Source organism: Mesotoga infera, assembly GCF_900157305.1.
Classification (GTDB): Bacteria; Thermotogota; Thermotogae; order Petrotogales; family Kosmotogaceae; genus Mesotoga; species Mesotoga infera.
The window spans coordinates 971,024-992,451 of the sequence record NZ_LS974202.1 but is presented as its reverse complement, the minus strand read 5'-3'; the positions used below and the strand labels follow the sequence as shown (position 1 = coordinate 992,451).

General features: G+C 47.6%; 16 protein-coding genes and 1 pseudogene. 14 read left to right on the top strand and 3 right to left on the bottom strand.

All coding sequences use genetic code 11. The features are described 5' to 3' along the window. Window positions 1-144: 144 nt before the first annotated feature. The 9 genes and pseudogenes from MESINF_RS04570 to MESINF_RS13770 all read left to right on the top strand — a co-directional run. Entirely contained in the window at window positions 145-282 is a 138-nt protein-coding gene (locus MESINF_RS04570) for a hypothetical protein (RefSeq protein WP_169698557.1), read from the top strand. A 196-nt stretch (window positions 283-478) separates the two neighbouring features. Next, complete coding sequence (ltrA, locus tag MESINF_RS04565; RefSeq protein ID WP_169700841.1) at window positions 479-1,747, top strand: group II intron reverse transcriptase/maturase; 1,269 nt, start codon at window positions 479-481, stop codon at window positions 1,745-1,747. A 377-nt stretch (window positions 1,748-2,124) separates the two neighbouring features. Then, on the top strand, window positions 2,125-3,453 hold the full coding sequence (locus MESINF_RS04560) for a hypothetical protein (RefSeq protein ID WP_169698740.1): 1,329 nt from the start codon (window positions 2,125-2,127) through the stop codon (window positions 3,451-3,453). After that, on the top strand, window positions 3,440-4,336 hold the full coding sequence (locus MESINF_RS04555) for a hypothetical protein (protein ID WP_169698739.1): 897 nt from the start codon (window positions 3,440-3,442) through the stop codon (window positions 4,334-4,336). Before MESINF_RS04560 ends, MESINF_RS04555 begins: the two co-directional genes overlap by 14 nt. Next, window positions 4,323-5,489 (top strand): hypothetical protein, encoded by a 1,167-nt coding sequence (locus MESINF_RS04550; protein WP_169698738.1) that lies wholly within the window; start codon window positions 4,323-4,325, stop codon window positions 5,487-5,489. Before MESINF_RS04555 ends, MESINF_RS04550 begins: the two co-directional genes overlap by 14 nt. Before the next feature lie 16 nt (window positions 5,490-5,505). Next, window positions 5,506-6,978, top strand: a complete 1,473-nt coding sequence (locus tag MESINF_RS13650; RefSeq protein ID WP_231936865.1) for a formylglycine-generating enzyme family protein — start codon at window positions 5,506-5,508, stop codon at window positions 6,976-6,978. Between the two features lie 166 nt (window positions 6,979-7,144). Then, on the top strand, window positions 7,145-8,596 hold the full coding sequence (locus MESINF_RS04540; protein ID WP_169698737.1) for a formylglycine-generating enzyme family protein: 1,452 nt from the start codon (window positions 7,145-7,147) through the stop codon (window positions 8,594-8,596). A 157-nt stretch (window positions 8,597-8,753) separates the two neighbouring features. Next, complete coding sequence (locus tag MESINF_RS04535) at window positions 8,754-10,211, top strand: formylglycine-generating enzyme family protein (protein ID WP_169698736.1); 1,458 nt, start codon at window positions 8,754-8,756, stop codon at window positions 10,209-10,211. A 33-nt stretch (window positions 10,212-10,244) separates the two neighbouring features. Further along, window positions 10,245-10,343 (top strand): annotated as a pseudogene (locus tag MESINF_RS13770) (radical SAM protein); the annotation flags it as partial. Between the two features lie 30 nt (window positions 10,344-10,373). Here MESINF_RS13770 and MESINF_RS04530 read toward each other — a convergent pair. Further along, on the bottom strand, window positions 10,374-11,465 hold the full coding sequence (locus MESINF_RS04530) for a hypothetical protein (protein WP_169698735.1): 1,092 nt from the start codon (window positions 11,463-11,465) through the stop codon (window positions 10,374-10,376). 315 nt (window positions 11,466-11,780) lie between these two features. On the opposite strand from MESINF_RS04530, the gene MESINF_RS04525 reads away from it, so the two are divergent. The 5 genes from MESINF_RS04525 to MESINF_RS04505 all read left to right on the top strand — a co-directional run bounded on the left by MESINF_RS04525 (window position 11,781) and on the right by MESINF_RS04505 (window position 18,275). Next, complete coding sequence (locus MESINF_RS04525; protein ID WP_169698734.1) at window positions 11,781-12,716, top strand: radical SAM protein; 936 nt, start codon at window positions 11,781-11,783, stop codon at window positions 12,714-12,716. A 174-nt stretch (window positions 12,717-12,890) separates the two neighbouring features. Next, window positions 12,891-13,817, top strand: a complete 927-nt coding sequence (locus tag MESINF_RS04520; protein ID WP_169698733.1) for a carbohydrate kinase family protein — start codon at window positions 12,891-12,893, stop codon at window positions 13,815-13,817. 3 nt (window positions 13,818-13,820) lie between these two features. Further along, entirely contained in the window at window positions 13,821-15,272 is a 1,452-nt protein-coding gene (locus MESINF_RS04515; protein WP_169698732.1) for a glycosyltransferase, read from the top strand. A gap of 170 nt (window positions 15,273-15,442) precedes the next feature. After that, window positions 15,443-17,053, top strand: a complete 1,611-nt coding sequence (locus MESINF_RS04510) for an HD domain-containing phosphohydrolase (protein ID WP_231936864.1) — start codon at window positions 15,443-15,445, stop codon at window positions 17,051-17,053. Window positions 17,054-17,081: 28 nt separating this feature from the next. Next, entirely contained in the window at window positions 17,082-18,275 is a 1,194-nt protein-coding gene (locus tag MESINF_RS04505) for a MalY/PatB family protein (RefSeq protein WP_169698730.1), read from the top strand. Window positions 18,276-18,708: 433 nt separating this feature from the next. On the opposite strand, the gene MESINF_RS04500 is transcribed toward MESINF_RS04505, so the two are convergent. Both MESINF_RS04500 and MESINF_RS04495 read right to left on the bottom strand, forming a co-directional pair. Continuing rightward, window positions 18,709-20,331 (bottom strand): cobalamin-dependent protein, encoded by a 1,623-nt coding sequence (locus MESINF_RS04500; RefSeq protein ID WP_169698729.1) that lies wholly within the window; start codon window positions 20,329-20,331, stop codon window positions 18,709-18,711. Continuing rightward, the gene (locus tag MESINF_RS04495; protein WP_169698728.1) at window positions 20,324-21,412 is read right to left on the bottom strand and encodes an NAD/NADP-dependent octopine/nopaline dehydrogenase family protein; all 1,089 of its coding nucleotides are present in this window, start codon (window positions 21,410-21,412) and stop codon (window positions 20,324-20,326) included. Before MESINF_RS04495 ends, MESINF_RS04500 begins: the two co-directional genes overlap by 8 nt. Between the last annotated feature and the right edge of the window lie 16 nt (window positions 21,413-21,428).

Sequence of the window (21,428 nt, the reverse complement as noted above, 5' to 3'; positions counted from 1 at the left end):
AGTCCGGAACTGAACGAAAGTGAACCAGAGATGGCCGTTACAGAGGGTAACCCTGCGAGATAAGGGAAAGCCCTGACTCCAGCTGTAAAGGTTCGGATGGCAGGATTCGGATGAAAGTGGTGTATCTTACCCGGGGAAGTCCTCATGAGTCCGAAAGGGGTAACCGTTAGCAAGGAGGAGATCCAAGTTAAGGGAAAGCTCAGGAGGATGGCAGATGAACCCGTAGTAGTGAAGAACCTCTCCGAAAGGAGAAGGGACCTTGGCTATAAGCCAAGGGGGTGATGATGAGGTCGAAAGGCTCCATCACTTGCGAAGGGGAGAAGGATCGAAGAAATGTGATCGGAAGACAGTGAAGAGACTTAGGTCAGACAGTTAAAGACAAGGTACATATTCCCGGGAGGGTAGAGAAGCCAGTCATTAATTGTCGCAACAATATCTGAGGCTGGAGCTGTTGGAAGGGAGCATGCAGGAGAAAGAGATGAAGTATTACAGTCTAATCGACAAAGTCTATTCGAAGAAGAACCTATTGAAAGCCTATCACAGGGTAAACTCCAACAGAGGAGCTCCTGGGATAGACGGAGTAACCGTAAAATCATTCGGGGAGAAACTCCTCGAAGAAATCGAGAGATTATCCGAAGAAATCAAGAGCGGTGAGTACATGCCCATGCCACTCAGGAGAGTAGAAATCCCAAAAGCAGATGGTAAAACAAGGCAATTGGGAATACCTGCTGTGAGAGACAGGGTGGTACAACAATCTCTCAAGGAGATACTGGAACCTATATTCGAGGAAAGATTCCACCCCTCCAGTTACGGTTACAGAAAGGGAAGAAATGCCTGGCAGGCGGTGGAGAAGGCGAAAGCTTTTGCATCCAAATACGGTCTGTGCAATGTAGTGGAACTTGACCTGAGCAAATGTTTCGACACTCTGGATCATGAGAAGATAATAGACTCCGTAGCAGAGAGAGTGAGTGATGGAAAGATACTCAAACTCATACGCGCAATGCTGAAGAGCGGAGTAATGGAAGATGGAGTCTGGAAGGCAACAGAAACTGGCAGTCCACAGGGTAGTGTAATAAGTCCCCTGCTGGCGAACATCTACCTGGACGAGTTCGACCAGAAGATGAAAGCCAGAGGAATAAGGATAGTCAGATATGCAGACGACATATTAATCTTCTCGAAAACCCAGGAAGAAGCCCGAGAGTTTCTGGCAATCGCGATCAACATACTGGAGATTGACATGAAGCTCAAGGTCAACAGAAACAAGACGAGAATCACAACACTGGAGGAGGGCTTTCACTTTCTTGGCTTCGAAATAAAAGGCGAGAGAGTTGGGATAGAGAAATCCAGATTGAAAAGGTTCAAGGGAAAGGTCAAGGGACTTACAAGAAGGAACCAGAGCACACCGGTAAAGGAAATAGTGAAAGAGCTAAATCCACTGTTGAGAGGATTTGCCAGCTATTTCAGGATAGTAGACTTACAATCTACCTTGAGAGGGCTTTTGAGCTGGATAAGGAGAAGGCTTAGAGCCATCATACTACACCAGTGGAAGAGCACAAAGAAACTGAACAGAGTCCTTAGAAGGGCTGGATGGGAAGAGAAAGTCAATTTGAGAATGAACAAATGGCGCTCTTCTCACACAAAAGCAGTCAATTACGCCATTCCCAACAGGTTCTTTGAAGAGATGAACTTATTCGATATGACATCGTACTATCATCCCCTGTCGAAGTATCCGATACTCGATCCATGAGCCGTGTACGAGGCCCGTACGCACGGTTCTGTGAGAGGACGAGGGGCTCCGCCCCTCTCCTACTCGATCGCTCTTGCCAACAGCACAATCTATCGCTAACAACTGTTAGAAAGCAGATCAGTCTCCCGAGGCGACTGGCTATTGTTTTAAGGCCTCCCTAAGACTCCCAAAAAGATAAAACCGTACTAAGTATTAATGCTGAAATAGTATATGAAGGTGCTATCATATTATTGGTTACGAAAAAATCATTATCTTTTTCTGTAAAGTATATCGACTGATTCTAGATTGCCGGACTGATTCTTATTTAAGTCTTTTGTAGGATCATTTGTCATAGTTTGTATACAAGGTTCTTCTATCTAACATAGGGAGGTAACGTTATGAGAAAAGCTCTGGTACTGGTTTCTCTTTTCTTACTGGTGATTTCCTGTGCATTGGCTATCAGTGTGGATGATTTTCTCCCACCTGTCCAGGGTGGATCGACTGAACTGAGTGAAACAGCGTCGGTTACAAGCAGCGCAGACGATGAAGTGGTTTCGCTTGATCTTCAGGATGGTTTTAATTATGCTTCAAAACTTATCTGGGAAGAGCAACAGGGAGATGGATTCAAGGCGGTAGTCTTTCCGTCAGGAACTGGCTATATTGCCGGGGCAACTTCCAGCTACAGTGTGTATGAAAACATAAACGCTACCCTGATAGCGAAGAGAGCAGCTTACATGACCGCTTACTATCTTGCCAAGGGCTATCTGGCTCAAGGGTTGAATGGTTATTTCACCCGAAAGAAAAAGGCTTTGGAGAGTTCTATAGTATCTTTAGACGACACGGAAAAGAATATTGGTGGGTTCTACGAATTTCAGTTTGAAAAGGTTGAGCAGGTAGTAGAGGCTATGCTCAGGGGTTATGTGACTTACGAAGTTAAAGACATAGCTGGCGAGAAGAGTGGAAAAGTCTATGTGAGTATCGTGATTTCTCCGAAGACACTCGCCGCCGTTAACCAGGTTTCAGATGGAGTGATTTCTTCTGCGGATCTTGCGACTTCCCTCCAGTTCATACTCAACGATATTGAAGCCGGTATAGTTCCCCCTATTGGGGGAAAAGTCATTTATGTCCCCGAAGCTGGCACAACGGCTGTAGTCGCTTTTGGTTCGGCGATTGCGCGACACAGTTCCAACGAAGTCTTGGCTAACGAATACAAAAAAGCTGCAATCGAAACTGCAAGAATGAGAGCTACACAAACTCTGGTAGATATCTTGAAGGGAGACATAAATATCTGGAAGAGCGGATTTGAAGAAAGGACGCTCCGGGCAGAGTTTGAAAACATGGATGAAGTAATTACTAAAGCCGATGAACTAAGGAATTCAAGATCCGACAGCGTCGCTGAGACCATGTCAAGCGAGTTTCTCAACTTGTTCAGTAGAGATAAGAACTACGAGTCAGTTTCATCTGGTATTGTACCGGCGGGAACTATGATAAGGATAGCTATGGAAGAGTCGATTGAGAAGAACGGTTATGGATGGGTATTTGCTATAGCTGTTTACTACCCGGAGCTAGAATTGCCTATGCAGCAAATAATTGCAGCCATGGAAGGAAAACCAGTTGTTACTGAACAGCCGATAAAAGAAACCACGACAGGGGAAAAGAAAGAGAGTGGAACGAGCGAGAACCCTCAAGGTCCGACCGGTCCGGTGAGCAGTGATGACAAGTACTAAATTTTTTTCTATTGCCTTGATAGTATTCCTGGCCGGGGTGGGATTATCTGCTTCGATTTCGGGAGCTTTACTGAAGTTAACCGAAATTGCGGGCCTCGAAAACGAAATCGCTGGCGATCTGGAAAAGAGCCTGACCACTATAAATCGCTTTTACTGCGGCGGAATATCTTACGGAGACTCCCTTGTGGGAGTCTCTTTCTCATTTTTCACAGGAGAAGAACAGCCGCTCACCAGAGACGGCATAAAAGACACAACCCGGGATCTCGCTTCCAGATCGGTTGCAATTCCCTTTTTAAGACAGCTTTCCAGGGTTCACAATCTGAGCGAAATAATAAACCTCTACTTTCTGCCGTACTCTTTGAAAAACCTGCTCATTTCGGTCTCCAGCACGGAGCTCATACGTCTGGCTTCCGGTGACGAATGGGTTGGCACGATAGTGATCGTGAAGCAAAACAATCTAGCTATCCAGCCCGATGGTCTCATAAATAAATTCATCGATTACTACATAAAAAGACTGGATGTGCTTGTTGACACAGAACCTCTGCAGAATACGGCCGATGTTATTGATTATATCGACTCAAATGCAGCCATTCTGAAAATAGGTCAGATAAGCATGTGGAGAGTCTGGCTCTACGGCGCGGCTGTACAAATCCATCTCGGAAATGAAGAAAAAGCCGCCAGGATAATAAACAAACTCCCCGAAGATGCCAGAGAAATCTTCTCGGCCAAAGCTTTTGGAGATGATGAATTCCTTCTTGCCGGAGATATATTTATAATTGTCGATGAGAGAGACAAGGCCTTCAGTTACTGGGCATACGGAATGCAGGTAAATCCACTGAACAAGACTCTTGAAGAAAGGTTTGAAGAGTATGACAAAAAATAATAGCTACAAATATCTCTTATTGATAATAGCGATCCTCATTACTTTACCCGTATTTGCAAGTACAGACGATACGGTTGAGATTGTGGCGATCGGTTACGGAAACACTCTTGAAGAGGCGACGGATAACGCGATTAAACATTCGCTTGAGCTTGCAACGGGAATCCTGGTCAGATCTTACTCAAGTCTTGATTCAAGCCTCACAATAGACGCATCGGGTCTTGTTTACACCGAAGAGTTCAAGGAAAACATTTTGACCTTCAGCAGAGCATACATAAAAGACTACGAAATAACCTCCATTTCTGAGTTATCTGGGATGGTTGAGATTACGATAATTGCGAATGTAAGGCTCAGGGCACTCGAAGCTACCATGCTCAGGAACAGGATAGGTGTGAAAGATTTCCAGGGTGACAAATTGCTTGCACTCTTCGAAGCAAATACACAGACGGTGGAAAACGCAGCGAAACTCACTGAATCCATTCTGAACGATTTCGATACTCCAAAAGGGTTCTGGAGGATTGGCGAAATAACCACAGCTATCGTAAGCACCGACGATGAAAATGCAGTACTGGAAGTAACGGTAGATCTAGAACCGGATGTTGAAAGCTTTAAAGGCCTGATAAATGAGCTTTCGGAAATCTTGGATATGGTAGCGTCAAAACAGATAACACAGGCCATGAAACTCGAACAGGCAGACAGCTGGCTGAGAGTGGAACTATCCAGCCTCATTAACGATCAGGATTGCCGGTACGTTGTTAGGGTTCTTGAAGAAAGAAATGATCGAAAGATATCTCTAAAAACGTATTTCTTTTCAGCGAAAGACGATATTGAGTACTCAGTCTGGGAGCAGTTCAAAAGACATGTCGATTCTATTCGGAGTTACGAATTTCTTCTCACTTTGAAAGATGAAATGGGAAGTATTCTCTTCAGCAGTGATTTGAAAAATCTTGCTCAGGGTGGTCTGCTTCTCAATGCCCCAGGGCTTGGGATGATTTATACAGGCCAGAAGAGTAACCAGGTAATCATAGCCCCTGCCCCACTATACATAGAGCCGGGAGTCCTGAAGATCAACGTCCAGCCCCAGAGGCTTGTATGGCGAATAACACTGAATAAGGAGCTCCTCAAGAAAGCGAAGAAGATATCCGTCGATTTCTGAAAGGTGTGTGATTTCCGTGAGAAGAATAATCTTTGTTGTGATAATGCTGATCTGCGCTACCGCGCTCCTGGGAGCTTCTATACCGGCGAGACTGCGTATGAGAAACAGCGACATAATCGAGTGTAACGTCACAATGGATAGAATTTCCTTCATAAGTGATTATGGCGAGTTCCAAATGCCGATGGAGTTCGTTAAGGCGATAGTCTTCCCCACCTCCGGGACTATCATCACATCTCTGAAGACTATCCACAAAAACGAGATCTTCAGGGGCTTCCTTCTGGAAGAATATATCAACGCCGAATTTGAAGGCATGGCTGTAAGGTTTCACAAGGACACCGTTAGCTGGGTCGAGCTCCTGGTAGAGGATAAGGAGATAACCGGGGGAGCCGTTCAGGTAATGCTGAAAACCGGCGAGCAATTCTACGCAAAGATGCTCTCGCAAGAACTCGGCGTTCAAACATCGTATGGTATTTTTACGCTGAGTATGGACAACATAACCATGATGGAATTCGAAGGAGAAGGTAATGTCCTCACAAAAACGACCCTAAAAAGTGGTTCTGAGATGCGAGGTATCGTGAAAGACGACTTCATAGTAGTCAGGCTACTCTCCGGGGCAGAGCTCAGTATAGCCCCGGGAAAGATCAGAGCAATAGACTTCTCTACTATGGAGCTGGCCGAAGCGCCGGAAGTAAAAGAGTTTCCCGATTTTCTTCCCGGGGAGGAAGCACCTGTAGAGATACCCCACAATATGGTGCTTGTGGAGAAAGGCAGTTTCACTCTCGGGGATATATCGGATGGCAAAGAAACGCCTCTTTCGAAAGTTACCTTCACTTATGATTTCTATATAGGTAAGTATGAAGTCACTTTCGATGAGTACGACGACTTCTTCATAGACGCTGGAATGCAGAGACCTTCAGATGAAGGCTGGGGGAGAGGCCAGAGACCTGTCATAAATGTCAGCTGGTTGGAGGCGATAGCATATTGCAACTGGTTGAGCGAAAAAGAAGGCCTTCCAAAAGCATATGATAACGAGGGAAACTTCCTAGATGAAGATGGAAACGTAACGACAAATCCCTCTAAGGTTATCGGATATAGATTGCCGACAGAAGCGGAATGGGAATACGCGGCTAGAGGTGGACCGAATAAAGACAGATACAGATACTCGGGAAGCGATGATATAGACGAAATAGCATGGTATTCATCTAACTCAGAACAAAAACCTCAACCGGTGGGCATGAAAAAGCCGAACAGTCTGGGTTTATACGATATGAGCGGAAATGTATGGGAATGGTGTTCGGATTACTATGCCTCATATACGAGTACCGCGAAGACTGATTTTTACAATAGCACTGTCGGTTCCCGCCGGGCGGTTCGTGGCGGTGGCTGGAGCAGCAATGCGACGGACGTACGGGTAGCGATTCGCTTCAGCTACTCGCCCACTTACACGTACAACGACCTCGGGTTTCGTATTTGCAGGACGGTGCCCTGATTTACACTCTAGCCTTTATACATTTTTACCCTGTGCTGCGGCTTCGAGCGCCGGGGCGTGGGCTTGTGCCCCAGAGGCGCAAGAAGACGCAGATAATAGTCAGATACTGAGAAACTAAACCATTTGAATGCATTGAAAGCTTTGGTAAACAAGAGGGGGAAGAGAAATGAAGAAAGCCATGATAGTAGTCTCGGTCCTTTTGCTCTCTGTTATGGTGATAGCGAATACAGGGGCGAGAATCCAGATGAGGAATGGAGATGTGATCGAGTGTGAGATAAGCATGGAGAACATCTCGTTCATAACAGACTACGGGGAGTTCAAGATACCGGTCTCTTTCGTGAAAGAGATAGTATTTCCTGCTCCGGGTAATAGGGTAACGACTCTGAACACGGTCTTTCCCAATGAAACCTTCGGTGGCTTTCTTCTGGACGAGTACATATCAATCTCACTGCTTGGCAATCCAATCAGATTCCATAAAGATGCGATAAACAGAATAAACATATACAACGATAGTCGGATAATCACTCAAGAACTCGTTCAGGTATATCTGAAGACAGGAGACCAGTTCTATGGAGAGATGCTTTCTCCCGTTGTAAAGATACAGACATCGTATGTAGAATTGGAAATAGCCACAGAGGACATAGAAGGAATGGAGTTCGAAGGAGAAGGGAATGTACTGACAAAGATAAAGATCAATAATGGCAGCGAAATGAATGGAACGATAAAGGATGATTTCATAGTATTCAGGCTGTTATCTGGAAGCGAGCTTGGAGTATCACCCGGAAAGATAAAGAGCATACTGTTTCTAAAGAAAACAGAATCCGGAGTTATTCAGGTTTCCTCTTCAAGTTTCTTTCAGACTTCAGGTAACATGGTGTTTGTAGATAAAGGCAGTTTCACGATGGGCGACACGTGGGGTGGAGGAGAAAGTGATGAAAAACCAACCCACAAGGTCACGTTCACCTACGACTTCTACATGGGCAAGTATGAGACTACATTCGACGAATACGACGCTTTCTGTGAGGCTATGGGTAGGAGCAAACCATCTGATAACGGTTGGGGAAGGGGAAAGAGACCTGTAATAAACGTGAGCTGGTGGGATGCAATAGCATACTGCAACTGGCTGAGCGAGAAGGAGAAACTTCCGAAGGCATATGACAATAACGGGAATTTGCTGGACAAAGACGGAAGAATAACGAGCGATCCGTCGAAGGTCGTCGGTTACAGGTTGCCGACCGAAGCCGAATGGGAATACGCAGCCAGAGGTGGGAACAAGAGCAACGGATACAAGTATTCCGGTAGCGATAACGTCGGTGACGTAGCCTGGTACACTTCGAACTCGGGAAGCAAGACCCAGGAAGTTGGAAAGAAGTTACCTAACGAGCTGGGGCTGTACGATATGTCTGGAAACGTGTGGGAGTGGTGCAGCGACTGGAAGGGAAGCTACTCCAGTTCTGCACAGACGAATCCGTATAACAATAGTGGTTCCTACCGGGTGCTTCGTGGCGGTAGCTGGAACAGCATTGCGACGCGCGTGCGGGTAGCGCTTCGCGGCAACAGCAGCCCCACTTACACGTACTACGGCCTCGGCTTCCGTATTTGCAGGACGGTGCCCTGATTTACACTTTAGCCTTTTTACGTTATTACCCTTTACTGCTTACTGTGGCTTCGAGCGCCGGGCACGGAGTAGCCCGCAAGCGCGAGAAGACACAGATAATGAGAAACCGGACTATTCAACTGCTATGAAAGCCTTGAGTCAAGAAGGGGGAAGAGAAATGAAGAAAGCCATGATAGTAGTCTCGGTCCTTTTGCTCTCTGTTCTGGTAATAGCGAATACGGGAGCTAGAATCCAGATGAGGAATGGAGATGTGATCGAATGTGAGATAAGCATGGAGAGTATCTCTTTCATAACAGACTACGGGGAGTTCAAGATACCGGTCACTTTCGTGAAAGAGATAGTCTTCCCAGCACCAGGAAGCATGGCTACTACTCTTTCTACCGTATATGAGAGAGAAACCTTCAGCGGTTTTCTTCTGGATGAGTACATCACACTTGAGTTCGAAGGGTCACCCCTCAAGTTCCATAAAGATTTCATAAGCAGGATAGACATGTATAACCAGAAACGGACTGTGGATCAGAGCATAGTACATGTCTCACTCAAGACAGGAGATCAGTTCTATGGAGAGGTACTATCTACTCAGGCAACAGTGCAATCATCATATGCAGAGATCAAGATAAAGACGGATAACCTCATAAGCATGGAGTTCGAGGGAGACGGGAACGTACTTACGAAAGTGAAGTTTGAAGGTGGATCTGAGATAAAGGGAACGATAAAGGATGATTTCATAGTGTTCAGGTTGTTGTCTGGAAGTGAGCTTGGAGTATCGCCCGGAAAGATAAAGAGCATTGTTTTCTTGAAAGAAAACACATCTGGAGACATAGAACCGATTTCTTCTCAGGTAGCAACTAATGATCTTCAAAACATGGTACTTGTGGAGAAAGGCAGTTTCACGATGGGAGATACATGGGGAGACGGATATAGTGATGAGAAACCGGTTCATACAGTGACTTTCACATATGACTTCTATATAGGCAAGTATGAAGTGACTTTCGAAGAATACGACATTTTCTGTGAAGCAACAGGAAGAAGCAAGCCATCCGACAATAACTGGGGAAGGGAAACCAGACCTGTAATTAACGTCAGTTGGAACGATGCGGTAGCATACTGCAACTGGCTGAGCGAGAAGGAGAAACTTCCGAAGGCGTATGACAGCAACGGAAATCTGCTGGATAAAGACGGAAGGATAACGACTGATCCGTCGAAGGTAGTAGGCTACAGACTGCCGACAGAGGCCGAATGGGAATACGCGGCAAGAGGAGGGAACAAGAGCAGGGGTTACAAGTTTGCTGGCAGCGACAACGTTAATGACGTAGCCTGGTACACTTCGAACTCGGGAAGCAAGACACAGGAAGTTGGGAAGAAGTTACCTAACGAGCTGGGGATCTATGATATGTCTGGAAATGTATGGGAGTGGTGTAGTGACTGGTATGTTTCATACTCGAGCTCGGCACAGACAAACTCTTATAATAGCAACAATGGTTCCAACCGGGTGTATCGTAGCGGTAGTTGGGTCAACATTGAGGCGGTCGCGCGTGTGGCTTACCGCAGCTTCTACACCCCTACTTACACGAGCCACTATCTGGGCTTCCGTATTTGCAGGACGGTGCAGTAATTTGAGCTCTATTTAATATGGGGGGTGCTCTTCATGACTCATATATACGGTGTTGTGCCCTCGCAAAAATTGGGCAGGTCGCTGGGTGTGTCAACGATTCCCTTCAAGACCTGCAATTATCCCTGTATTTATAGCAGCTCTTTCAGCGATTCTTCGGTAATCTTAGAATTCTGCCGATGTCCAGTAAGCCTGTCTTCCTTTTGAGTCATTTGATCTCGTTCCGACCACGAGAAATTTACCCGAATCCAGTCTGGCGAACGAATGCGGCTCGAAAGATCCAACCTTGAAAACCTTCTCTTGTATGATCTCTCCGTCCTCGTTGATTCGAACCAGTCCAAATCCTTCCTCAGCGACGGTTACGAATGAAAGTAGCGCAACATAGCTTTCATTATCTTTTGCAAGCGCCAGAACGGCGGGGAATTTATCGTCTAGAAAGACCTCGTTGAGAAGTTCTCCCGATGGATCAACCTTAGCAATATAGGCCGACCCCGAAAAATCGCTCGCAACACCGGCCACCAAATAACCGTTCTCGACTTCGGCAAGACCCCTTCCTTCGAGATGCAACCCATCCTTTTTGCCCAAAAGCTTTTGCCAGATAAGCCTTCCCGTTGAATCCAGTTTTGCAAGCCAGAGGTACTGATGATCTTCGACCCAGCTATATCCCGTAACGAGCAATTTTCCATCTGAAAGCAGAATTACATCGATCGCGGCGTCGAAATCATTCTTGCCGAAATCCTTCTCCCAGACGATTTTACCGGAGGTTTCAATTTTCAATAAACTGGCCTGAAAGTAATTCCTATCGGTAGCGCACTGTCCTGCAACGACAAAGCCATCTCCGGTGTTAATGACGCTCCACGGAGAATAATCACTGTTCTTACCATGGTTCTTCTGCCATATGAGATCGCCTTCCCCGTTAATCATAGCTATTAGGAGTTTTGCATTTCCAGCGCTTTCGGTTCGCGATACCAAGAAATAATGGTTATCGTCTATCGCGACAACACATCTCCCCAGGTCATCGCCCATGCTACCGAACTCCTTTGTCCACAAAACTCCTCCATCCAGGTCAAGCTTAATCGCTAGCGTCTCGATATAAGGTTCTTCGTAATGCTCGGAGAAGCCCACAGCAATGAACGTATCGGAAACTCTAATAACATCGAGAAGTTCTTCGCTCCTCTCTCCTCCAAAACTACCATAAAAGGCTGCCGCCATGCTGGAGAAAAAAACTATCAGCGTCGCTAAAGCCAATCTTTTCATAATCCACCTCCATTCACTTCAATTCTACAATCTAGACTTATATGTTTGACTTAAGAAATAGTCGTTATTCATCGAGAAAGGAAGAATTGGAAAAATGTTCATACCCAACCAGTAAACATTTTGTTCGTACAAACAACCATTCTCCACTAAAAGTTTTTCCGCAGTAACATCCGGAAAATCGCTTATAGTCTTTCCTTACAGATGCAACAAGCTCTCTTTTTCAATGTAAAAGATATGATTACAAATATATGTCTCAGACATATATGTGGTGATATAATATCTATGGATCTTTTGTTGTAAAGAGAGGTTGCTTTCATGACTCACGTGTACGGTGTTGTGCCTTCGCGGAGATTGGGCAGGTCGCTGGGCGTGTCAACGATTCCCTTCAAGACCTGCAATTATTCATGTATTTATTGCCAGCTTGGAAGAACGACAAACATGACTAACACCCGCACGAGTTTCTACCCTCCCGGGGAGATAATAAACCAGGTCAGGGATTTCGTGAACGAGAAGGGCGATGAGAGTTTCGACGTTGTAACTGTCGTGGGCGAGGGCGAACCCACACTTTACAGACCCCTTGATCAACTGGCAGAAGCGATCAGGAAGTTGACTTTCAAACCACTCGTGCTGATCACCAACGGATCGCTTCTCTTCGACGAAGACCTCAGGGACGAGATCTCTGGTTTCGATATCGTGATGCCGACACTTGACGCTTACGACCAGGAAAGTTTCAGATGCATCAACAGACCGCTCGGAAAGCTCGAGTATGAAGAGGTTTACGAAGGCCTGGTGGACTTTTCCAGAAAGTTCGACGGAGAGTTATGGCTAGAGGTCATGCTCGTAAAGGGTTATAACGACGACGAAGAGTCTCTTATGCTTTTGAAGGAGCGTATTTCCAGAGTCAAAACGGAGAGAGTGTATATAAATGTTCCTGCAAGACCACCGGCCGAAGATGGCGTCAAAATACCGGATATCGCTACTTTGAAACTTGCGCGTGAATTATTGGGTGCTACGAGCATCGAGAATATGCCAGTTAGCAATTTTCTATCGCGCGAAAGTGATGCGGAGAGCACCGTTATCGAGATCATAAAGCGGCACCCCATGTCGCAAGAAGATATAGAAAGCCTTCTTCGCTCGCGGTTCGGTCCGGGTTCGGCCGAAGTTTTTTTTGAAAAACTATCTTCTAGAGGCGATGTGGAAAGGTGTGAATACGTCGGGAAAATCTTCTACAGATACAGGTCGATCTTATAAAAGGAAAAGGATAGCGTTCTGCAACATCAAACCTTTTTCTTGGCTCATCTTAAAAGCGATCTACTCTTTCAATTACCCGTCTTCTATGATATGCCTCCGATGAGTCACTGCAAAGGCTTTACGTATTTGTCGGCCATAATGATAAACTTGAATCATGGAAGGGAGGGCTTTCCGTTGGGAAGAGTTGCGGTGATCGGTGAGCTACTCATAGATTTTATCTCCGATACACAGGTCAGCGATCTTTCACGGGCGAAGAGCTTCAACAGGTTCTTTGCAGGCTCGCCGGGCAACCTCGTTTTCAATCTGCGCGATCTCGATGTCGATTCCACTATACTTTCAAGAGTCGGGGACGACCCCTTTGGCCGTGCCTATATCGATCTTCTTTCGAAGAAGGGGATCGATGTTTCATACATTCAACTTGATAGAAGGAGGCACACTTCGTTCGTGATAGTATCGCGGTCCGACTCGACTCCGCAATTTTTGGCCCTGCGCGACGCGGATTTTATGCTGGAGCCTCCCTTGGAGATAGATCGGTTTCTCGATGGTGTGCAGTTTCTTCATCTCACTTCCTGGCCACTCTCCCTTTCACCGGCCCGCGAGACGACCGTCTCAATTGTTAAGAAAGCTGCAGAAAAAGGGATAAAGATCTCGCTCGATCCCAACTATCGGAAGGTTCTCTGGGAGTATGGACACGACGGACCTGCCTTCATCAAGGAGATGTTGAGATATATTTACATTGTCAAGCCCTCAGACGACGACGCGCGGCATATCTTCGGTGAGATGCAACCGAAAGAGTACTTAGACCTCTTTCACGGATTTGGGGCGAAAAACGTGATACTGACTCTCGGCAAGCGCGGTTCGGTCGTCTCGAACGGTTTCAGGGTCGAAGAGATCGCTCCCTGCGCTCGAAGGGTCGTCGATACTACCGGTGCCGGAGATGCCTTTTGGTCTGGCCTATACAGGGGATTGCTCGATGGGAAAGATATCTTCGGGGCAGCCCGGTACGGAAACATGTGTGCCGCCTTTAGAATAGAACACGAAGGAAAAGACACGCAACTCCCTGCGATCGAGGAATTAAAGACGATTTATGAGAGGTGTTGAAGCATGAGAGTAGCATTTATCAATCCACAGGGGAATTTCGACTCGCGCGACAGTTACTGGACAACCCATCCCGATTTTGGTGGACAGCTCGTGTATGTCAAAGAACTGGCCGTCGCGATGTCCGGACTGGGTATCAGCTGCGATATAATCACTCGAAGAATAACGGACCCCGATTGGCCGGAGTTCGCGGGCGATATGGATTCGTATCCCGGTGTCGAAAATGTGAGGATCATAAGAATCCCGTTCGGGCCCGAAGGCTTCCTGAAAAAGGAAAAGCTCTGGCCATATCTGGACCAGTTTAGAAAGGGGATAATCGATTTCTACCGTCAGGACAGAACCATGCCCAGCTTTATAACCGCCCATTACGGTGATGGCGGCCTGGTCGGAGCGATGCTTTTCAAGGATACAGGTATCCCTTATTCTTTCACCGCTCATTCGCTCGGTGCACAGAAGCTCGAAAAGCTTCTCCAGGCCGGTGAAGATAGAGCCCGTCTCGAAGAGAAATACAATTTTTCTTACCGGATAGCTGCCGAAAGAATTGCCATGAAGTGTTCGGCCGTCAACTTTGTTTCCACCTCAATGGAGCGTTATCAGCAGTACAGCCACAGGCTTTACAGGGATTTCGTCAATATTGGGGATGATTCCAAATTCAGAGTCGTGCCCCCCGGCGTGAACACTTCGATCTTCAAGTCGGAACCTACCGACTTGGACGCACGTGTCGAGGAGAAGCTAACTTCAGCTTTGAAAGGTTTTGTGGAGCCTTCGAGACAGAATCTGCCCCTGATAATCGTCTCGAGCAGACTGGAACCCAAGAAAAACCACACTGGCCTCGTAAGGGCCTTTTCAAAAGATATAGCATTGAATGAAGCCAGTAATCTCCTGATAGTCGTGAGGGGCATGGAAAATCCGTACGATGAGTACGAAAAGACAGATGACCCCGAAAGAGCAGTTCTTTCCGAGATTATCGAGATCGTCAGAAGAAACGGCGTGGAGAAAAAGGTTCTCTTTCTCAACATCGAAAGCCAGCTCGAGCTGGCCGCCCTGTACAGAGTCGCTGGCAAGTTGAGATCGATCTTTGCTTTGACTTCTCTGTATGAACCTTTCGGTCTTGCATCGATCGAGGCCATGGCCTGCGGATTACCGGTAGTTGCCACATCGAATGGCGGTCCATCCGAGAGCTTGAACGAAAATGGAGTCGAGTACGGGGTGTTGGTCGATCCTGCCGATCCGCAGGATATTGCTCGCGGGTTGAAAAGATTGATAAACTGCGATCAGGATGTTTGGAAGTCCTTCAGGGAAAGAGCAATGAACAGGGTTCTTGACAAATACACCTGGGCGGCAACTGCAAAGGGCTATCTCGATGCGATCAAAGAGTTGATAAAGAATACCTACCCGGAGCCAGAGATTCCCGATTGCATATACACCGGAATGGAAATACCCTTTATCGAATCGTGAAAAGCTGGCAAGATGTTTTATAACTGGAAAGATCCGATTTTTAGGGAGGGAGGCATACCGCTTAACCCTTAGAGCGAGGTCCTTAGCGGTAAGTTGCTGTGAAAAATCCGGCCTTTAAGGTTGTACTCGCGTATATTGTATTTGGAGCATTGTGGATTTTGTTCTCGGATATGCTGGTCAATGCGTTTTTTCCGGATAAGGCTTCTCTTTCAGCCGTTCAGACCTATAAAGGATGGGCCTTTGTAGTCTCAAGCGGTCTTCTCTTTTATTTCATGATCTTCAGGGAATTCCGTGGAAAAGTAAAGGCTAACGTGTTGCTTACAAGACAGAAGGATTTTTCCAATTCCGTGCTCGACAGCGCCGGGGTCTATGTAGCGGTAATTGATGGTAAGGGAACGATCGCGAGAATCAACGAGAAGTTCGAAAAGCTTTTCGCCTCTTCCGGCAGAGAAATCGTCGGGGAAAGCATATACGATGTTTTTTTAAATCCCTCGACGGCGAGCGTTTTGAGATCGGCCGTAGAAAGTATCCGGAATATAGACAGCGAACAGGTTTTCGAAAGCGGCTGCACTGTTTCCGGTAAGACTCTTCATATCCGCTGGTCGTTGCGCTTTCTAGCCTCCTGGAAGGAAGAGAACGATTATTTCGTTCTCACAGGAGTCGATATAACCAAAGTCGTAGAATCGGAGAGAAACGCAACTAAAAGATTGAACGATATTCAGGCTCTTCACGAGATAGATCTTGCGGTCAGTTACAACATAGAACTCGAGAAGATGCTAGACGTCTTTCTTGAGAAGTCCATATCCAGACTGGAAGTGGATGGTGCAGATATTTACTTGCTGAGTGAGGACAATAAGTTGAGATTCACTCACGGAATGGGATTGTTATCCGACAAAAGCCTCCCCATCGATCTTCCGCTCGAAGGAACCGTTCCCGGTAAGGTCGTACTCACTGGGGAGTCTTATTCGGGGCCGTTGCACTCCGATCCAGGTTCAAACTGTCCCAGACTTGCAATGATAAAAGAGATGAAGATATCCGAATACCACGCCGTTCCCCTTCAGACGCGCGGCAAGACCCTGGGGGTACTGGAGGTCTTCAGTGTTGAAGAAAGGGAGCGCGACAGCGAATGGCACGACTTTTTGATCACCCTCGCCGGACAGGGATCGCTGGCAATAGACATTGCTATCATGATAGAAAGCCTTAAAGCGAGCAACAAGATGATCAAACACGCCTACGATCAAACGCTCGAAGGTCTGGCGATGGCTATGGATTTGAGAGACATAGAGATGGAGGGACATTCGCGAAGAGTGACGGAACTATCCATGGCCCTCGCCAAAGAGATGGGATTGAACGGTGAAGAACTCGAGAATTTTTACAGGGGTGCACTTTTGCACGATATCGGAAAGATTTCCGTGCCGGATGAGATACTGTTCAAAAAAGGTCCGCTAGATGAAAATGAGTGGGAAATAATGAAATCGCACACAGTATATGCCCGTAAGCTCCTTTCACAGATCGACTACCTGGTGCCGTCGCTGGATATACCCTACTGCCATCACGAACGCTGGGACGGTTCTGGTTATCCCCGCGGACTGAAAGGTGAAGAGATTCCGCTTTCGGCAAGGATTTTCACAGTCGCGGATGTTTACGACGCGCTGACTTCTGAGAGGCGATACAAGCATGCATGGCCCGAAAAAGAGGCGTTGAAGTATTTGCGAGAGAATTCAGGGAAATTATTCGATGAAAGGATCGTTGATCGCTTTCTGAAAATAGTCAAAAATTGAAGAATTATAAAAAACGGAGGTTGTGCTTGTGCAGTACGATTTCGACAGGAAAATAGAAAGAAGGGGTACTAACTGCCTTAAATGGGACCACGCGGACTGGTTTTTCGGCACAAATGATCTTTTGCCTATGTGGGTGGCAGACATGGATTTCGAAGTGGCCGGACCAATACTGGAGGCAATCAAAAAGAGGGCCGGTCATGGAGTCTTTGGATACACAGTTAAACCGGAAAGTTACCACGAGGCCCTTGTCGAGTGGATGAAAAAAAGGCATGGGTGGAAGATAAAGAAGGAATGGCTGGCGTACGCTCCCGGAGTGGTTCCCGCCGTTCATCTGAGCATAATGGCCTTTTCCCATCCAGGCGATAGCGTTCTGGTCAACAGCCCGGTTTACTATCCCTTTTACAGTGCCATAAAGAACACTGGCCGACAGCTTCTTGTGAGTCCTCTTAAAAGCGATGAAGGCCGTTACGAAATGGATTTCGATGATATTGAGAGAAGAATAGACTCCAGGACAAGGCTCTTCATACTCAGCAACCCCCACAATCCGGTGGGCAGGGTCTGGAAAATAAAAGAACTGGAAAGACTGGGAGAGATCTGCCTTAAGCACGATATAAAGATAGTTTCCGACGAAATACACTCAGATCTTGTCTTCGAGGGATACAAACATATTCCCCTGGCCTCTATCTCGAAAGAGTTTTCGATGCAGACGATTACCTGCGTCGCTCCGAGCAAAACTTTCAACCTTGCAGGACTGGCTACAGCCTCCGTAATTGCCGAAAACAAAAGGATGCTCGACGAATATAACAACGCACTCTCTTCGGTGGGGATAGGGCTGGCCAACACCTTCGGAATTGTTGCATTCGAAGCGGCTTACAGATACGGTGAAGAGTGGCTGGAACAACTACTGCCGTATCTGAGGGGGAATTTCGATTATATGAGGGAATTCATCGGCAAGAATCTGCCAGCGGTGAAGGTGACGGAACTCGAAGGCACTTACCTGGCCTGGCTGGATTTCAGGGGACTGGGGATGACCGTGGAAGAACTAAAAGATTTTCTGTACAAAAAGGCCCGGGTGGGTTTCGAAGACGGTTCGGTCTTCGGAGAGGAAGGTGCCGGTTTCATGAGGGTCAACCTCGCCTGTCCCAGAAGCACCGTCGAGGAGGCTTTGAACAGACTTTTGGAAAGCTACAGAAAAACATTCAACCCTCTAGGGAGAGCTTAGGATCTAGATCCAGAAAAGGCTGTCATCTCGCAGCGCTCACCCTCATGTCATCCCGTGTCATCCCGTTATGATCCTAAACGGGACCTCGTTCTTTACATACGGGATCTCGCTCTTCTCGCTCTTTCGAAGGACGGAGATGCCGGATCAGGTCCGGCATGACGTGAGGCAACTGTCATCCCGGGCTCTGACCCGGGATCCACTCCTTAGGAAACCGTGATTCTGAGTCAAGCTCAGAATGACGGGAAGGGAGTAAGACTGTCATCCCGTAGTGTTCTTATACGGGATCTCGCTCCGGCCCTTCTCGCTCTTCCGCTCACTGTTCTTTTGAACAAAAAACAAAGCTCCTAGCTCCACAACGAAGAACCGCTCTCTATAAGGACGGGTTCACGCTCCGGGACGACTGACGAAGGATGGCCCCTAACACTTTTCTCGCTCATTCTAGCGTGAGGATTCCCAGTTTTCTCAACCTGATTTTCTCGTCGATCACTTCGTTGTTTTCATCGACCGCGAAGGTAGCCCCGTCTATGGTCGCTGTCATTGTTCTACCTTTGGCCACCGACATTTTTCTCAATCCTGGGGCGTCCAGAATTCCAGCGTTTATGGCCGCATAGATAGTCTCGGGTGAAGTCAAACTGGAGATCTTTATGGTCTCCATGGCTTCAAGTATAGTGGCAGATTCGTTTTTCAAGAACTCTTTGTGTCGTTCAATCTTATCGTCCTTCGAAAAATCAGGCAGACCTTTTCTTGCCTCGCTCATGGCTTGTTTCACCATCTTCACGCTTTCGATTATCTCCGCGGGCGTGGCTCTTTTAGTCGCTTCGCAATAGGCCACCACATGTACTATCTGCGGTTGCAGATAAGAGGCCGTGAAAAGGGAGGATACCAGCTGGCCCATCGACATGTGGGGATCGGCCGGGAAGGACATGAGTCCGGGCCGTACCATCGTTACAGGAATGAAGTTCTCACTCTTCAAAGATTCGATCATTTCCTTTTTCGCAAGAGACTTGGCGATATCCATCGAAGGCGAGATCCCGGGAGGCGTGTTCATCATGTACTGGGCCACGTACACCTTCACTCCCAGTCTTTTGGCTGTCAGGGCGGCCAGATACGCCATCGTAACCTCAATGGCGTCGTGGCAGTATCTGAGAGCCCACTGGTGGGCCTCGTTTATCTCGACGGGAATTCCCTTGCCGGCGTTCCAGGCTATCGCGCTCTGGTTTTCCCTTATAGCCTCCAGAAGCTCTCGGTCCGATCTTCCGTCGAGTCGTGAGTACCAGGTGAGCGGGATGGCAGCCCAGGCATTGTTCAAAGTCTCTTTGAAGAGGAGAGAGAACTTCAGAAGTTCTCTCGTGCCCGAATAAGAACGCACTAGCGGATAGTTACCCCTTCGGCTGGCTTCGTACATTCTCTCGAAATCCTCTCTCTTTCTGAAGGGCGCGCCTCCGGCGCCGTCCTCGGAACGAACCATGTTCTCGGGATGGAAGAACCACTGCTGACAATTCTGATCCGGCGCGAGAGAGATGATATCCAGCAAACGAGATTGCGCGAGTTCCTTCACGGCCAGTTCGGTCTCCTCGAGCGTTTGAAGGCCAATATGGTGACGGATCAGGGGGAAAGGCTCTTTGAAGGCTATTCTCTCGAGTAGTTCCTGAGGGTATTCAACGGTTCCTCGCGCTTCGTCGCGACCACGGAGATAGTTGATCACTTCTTCAATCGATTCGCTCCCGTCGAAGACTCTGTCGAACATCCCCGATTCACGGGCAACCCTGGCCGTCTCGACGGTGCCGCCGAAGATCATCTTCTTTTCGATTCCCTCTCTCTCCAGCGCCGTACGTAATTCTCTGAGAAGCTCTCTGCAGGACTCCCCACCAAGCCGGTAGCTTATAGCTATGATATCGGGCGAAATTTCTTTTATACTGTCCAAAAGCTTGTCTATTCCCAGTACGTTGCCGATATACACGCCTTCGTACCCTTCTTTCCTGGCCAGGTTAAGAAAGTTCAGAATTCCTGCAGTGTGAATGTCGCTCCCTATAGCGCCGGCCAGTATCTTATCCATCGCCGTTCCCCTTTTCAACGTAATGCCAGAGATCTTCAACCGACATATCCTTTGCTCCCAGTCGTTCGATGTTTCTACCTTCCTTCCAGAAGTCCTTTCCCATTATCGCCCCGGCTATGTTTATCACAGAGTCCATGGTCTTGGTATCGACGCCGAGTTTTTTCCCGAAACAGCTCATGGGAACCAGGCTCATCGGGACGTCTTCGATTATGTAGCGGTTTTCCATGCTGATCGGCGCCATGATGCCTCTGTAGCCTTCGTTGTTGTGGATAGCGTTGTACAGATCTTCTCCTCTGGCATCGTAGGCGTAATCAAGCCACTCTCTGGCGCCCATCGCCTGAACGCCTAGTTTGCTTGTAACCTCGCAACGCTCTCTATCAACCTCTTCAAGAACCCTCGCTACGGCCGGGCTGATTCCGTCGAGATAGAACTGGAAGTCTCCGTGAGTAGATTCTATCCAGCCGGCGTTCATAATGATCGCCCCGGGATGGAAGATCGCGCCGATATTGTTGAAACTCGTGTAGAGTACGTTGTCTGCGAGCGTAAATTCTGGAATCACATCGCTGATCACCGGCATGAGGAGTTCATTATCCTTTGAAGGTAGCACAGACACCGGTACGGCGTTCTTGATCCGGAATATCCTTACCATCCCCGGACCAGAGATTCTCGATGCAAAGAGAAAGGTCTGTGCCTCGGCCAGTATAGCCTTGTTCCTCACGCCACACTCTTTTAATATCTTGTCAAATTCGAGGGCGCCTCCGGTTCTTCCGGGATTGAGAATGATAATCTGACCTTCCGAGATGAACTTTGAAAGCTTTCGGGCTACTTCCGCGTGCGCGAAGGCGGGCACGACTACCATGATGAGTTCCGCATCGGAAACGGCCTTCTCCATATCCGTTCCGACATACTTGAGCCGGGCCGTTCCACCAGATTCGCCCTCAACTTTGAGTTTTTTGCTTTTCAATATAGGCTGGATTCTGCTCTGACTTCGATTGTAGAGCGCAACTTCGTTTCCACGCATGGCAAGCACCGCGGCAAGAGCCTGTCCGCCGTTCCCCGCACCGATCACAGCTATTTTCATTCGACACCTCCCTTTC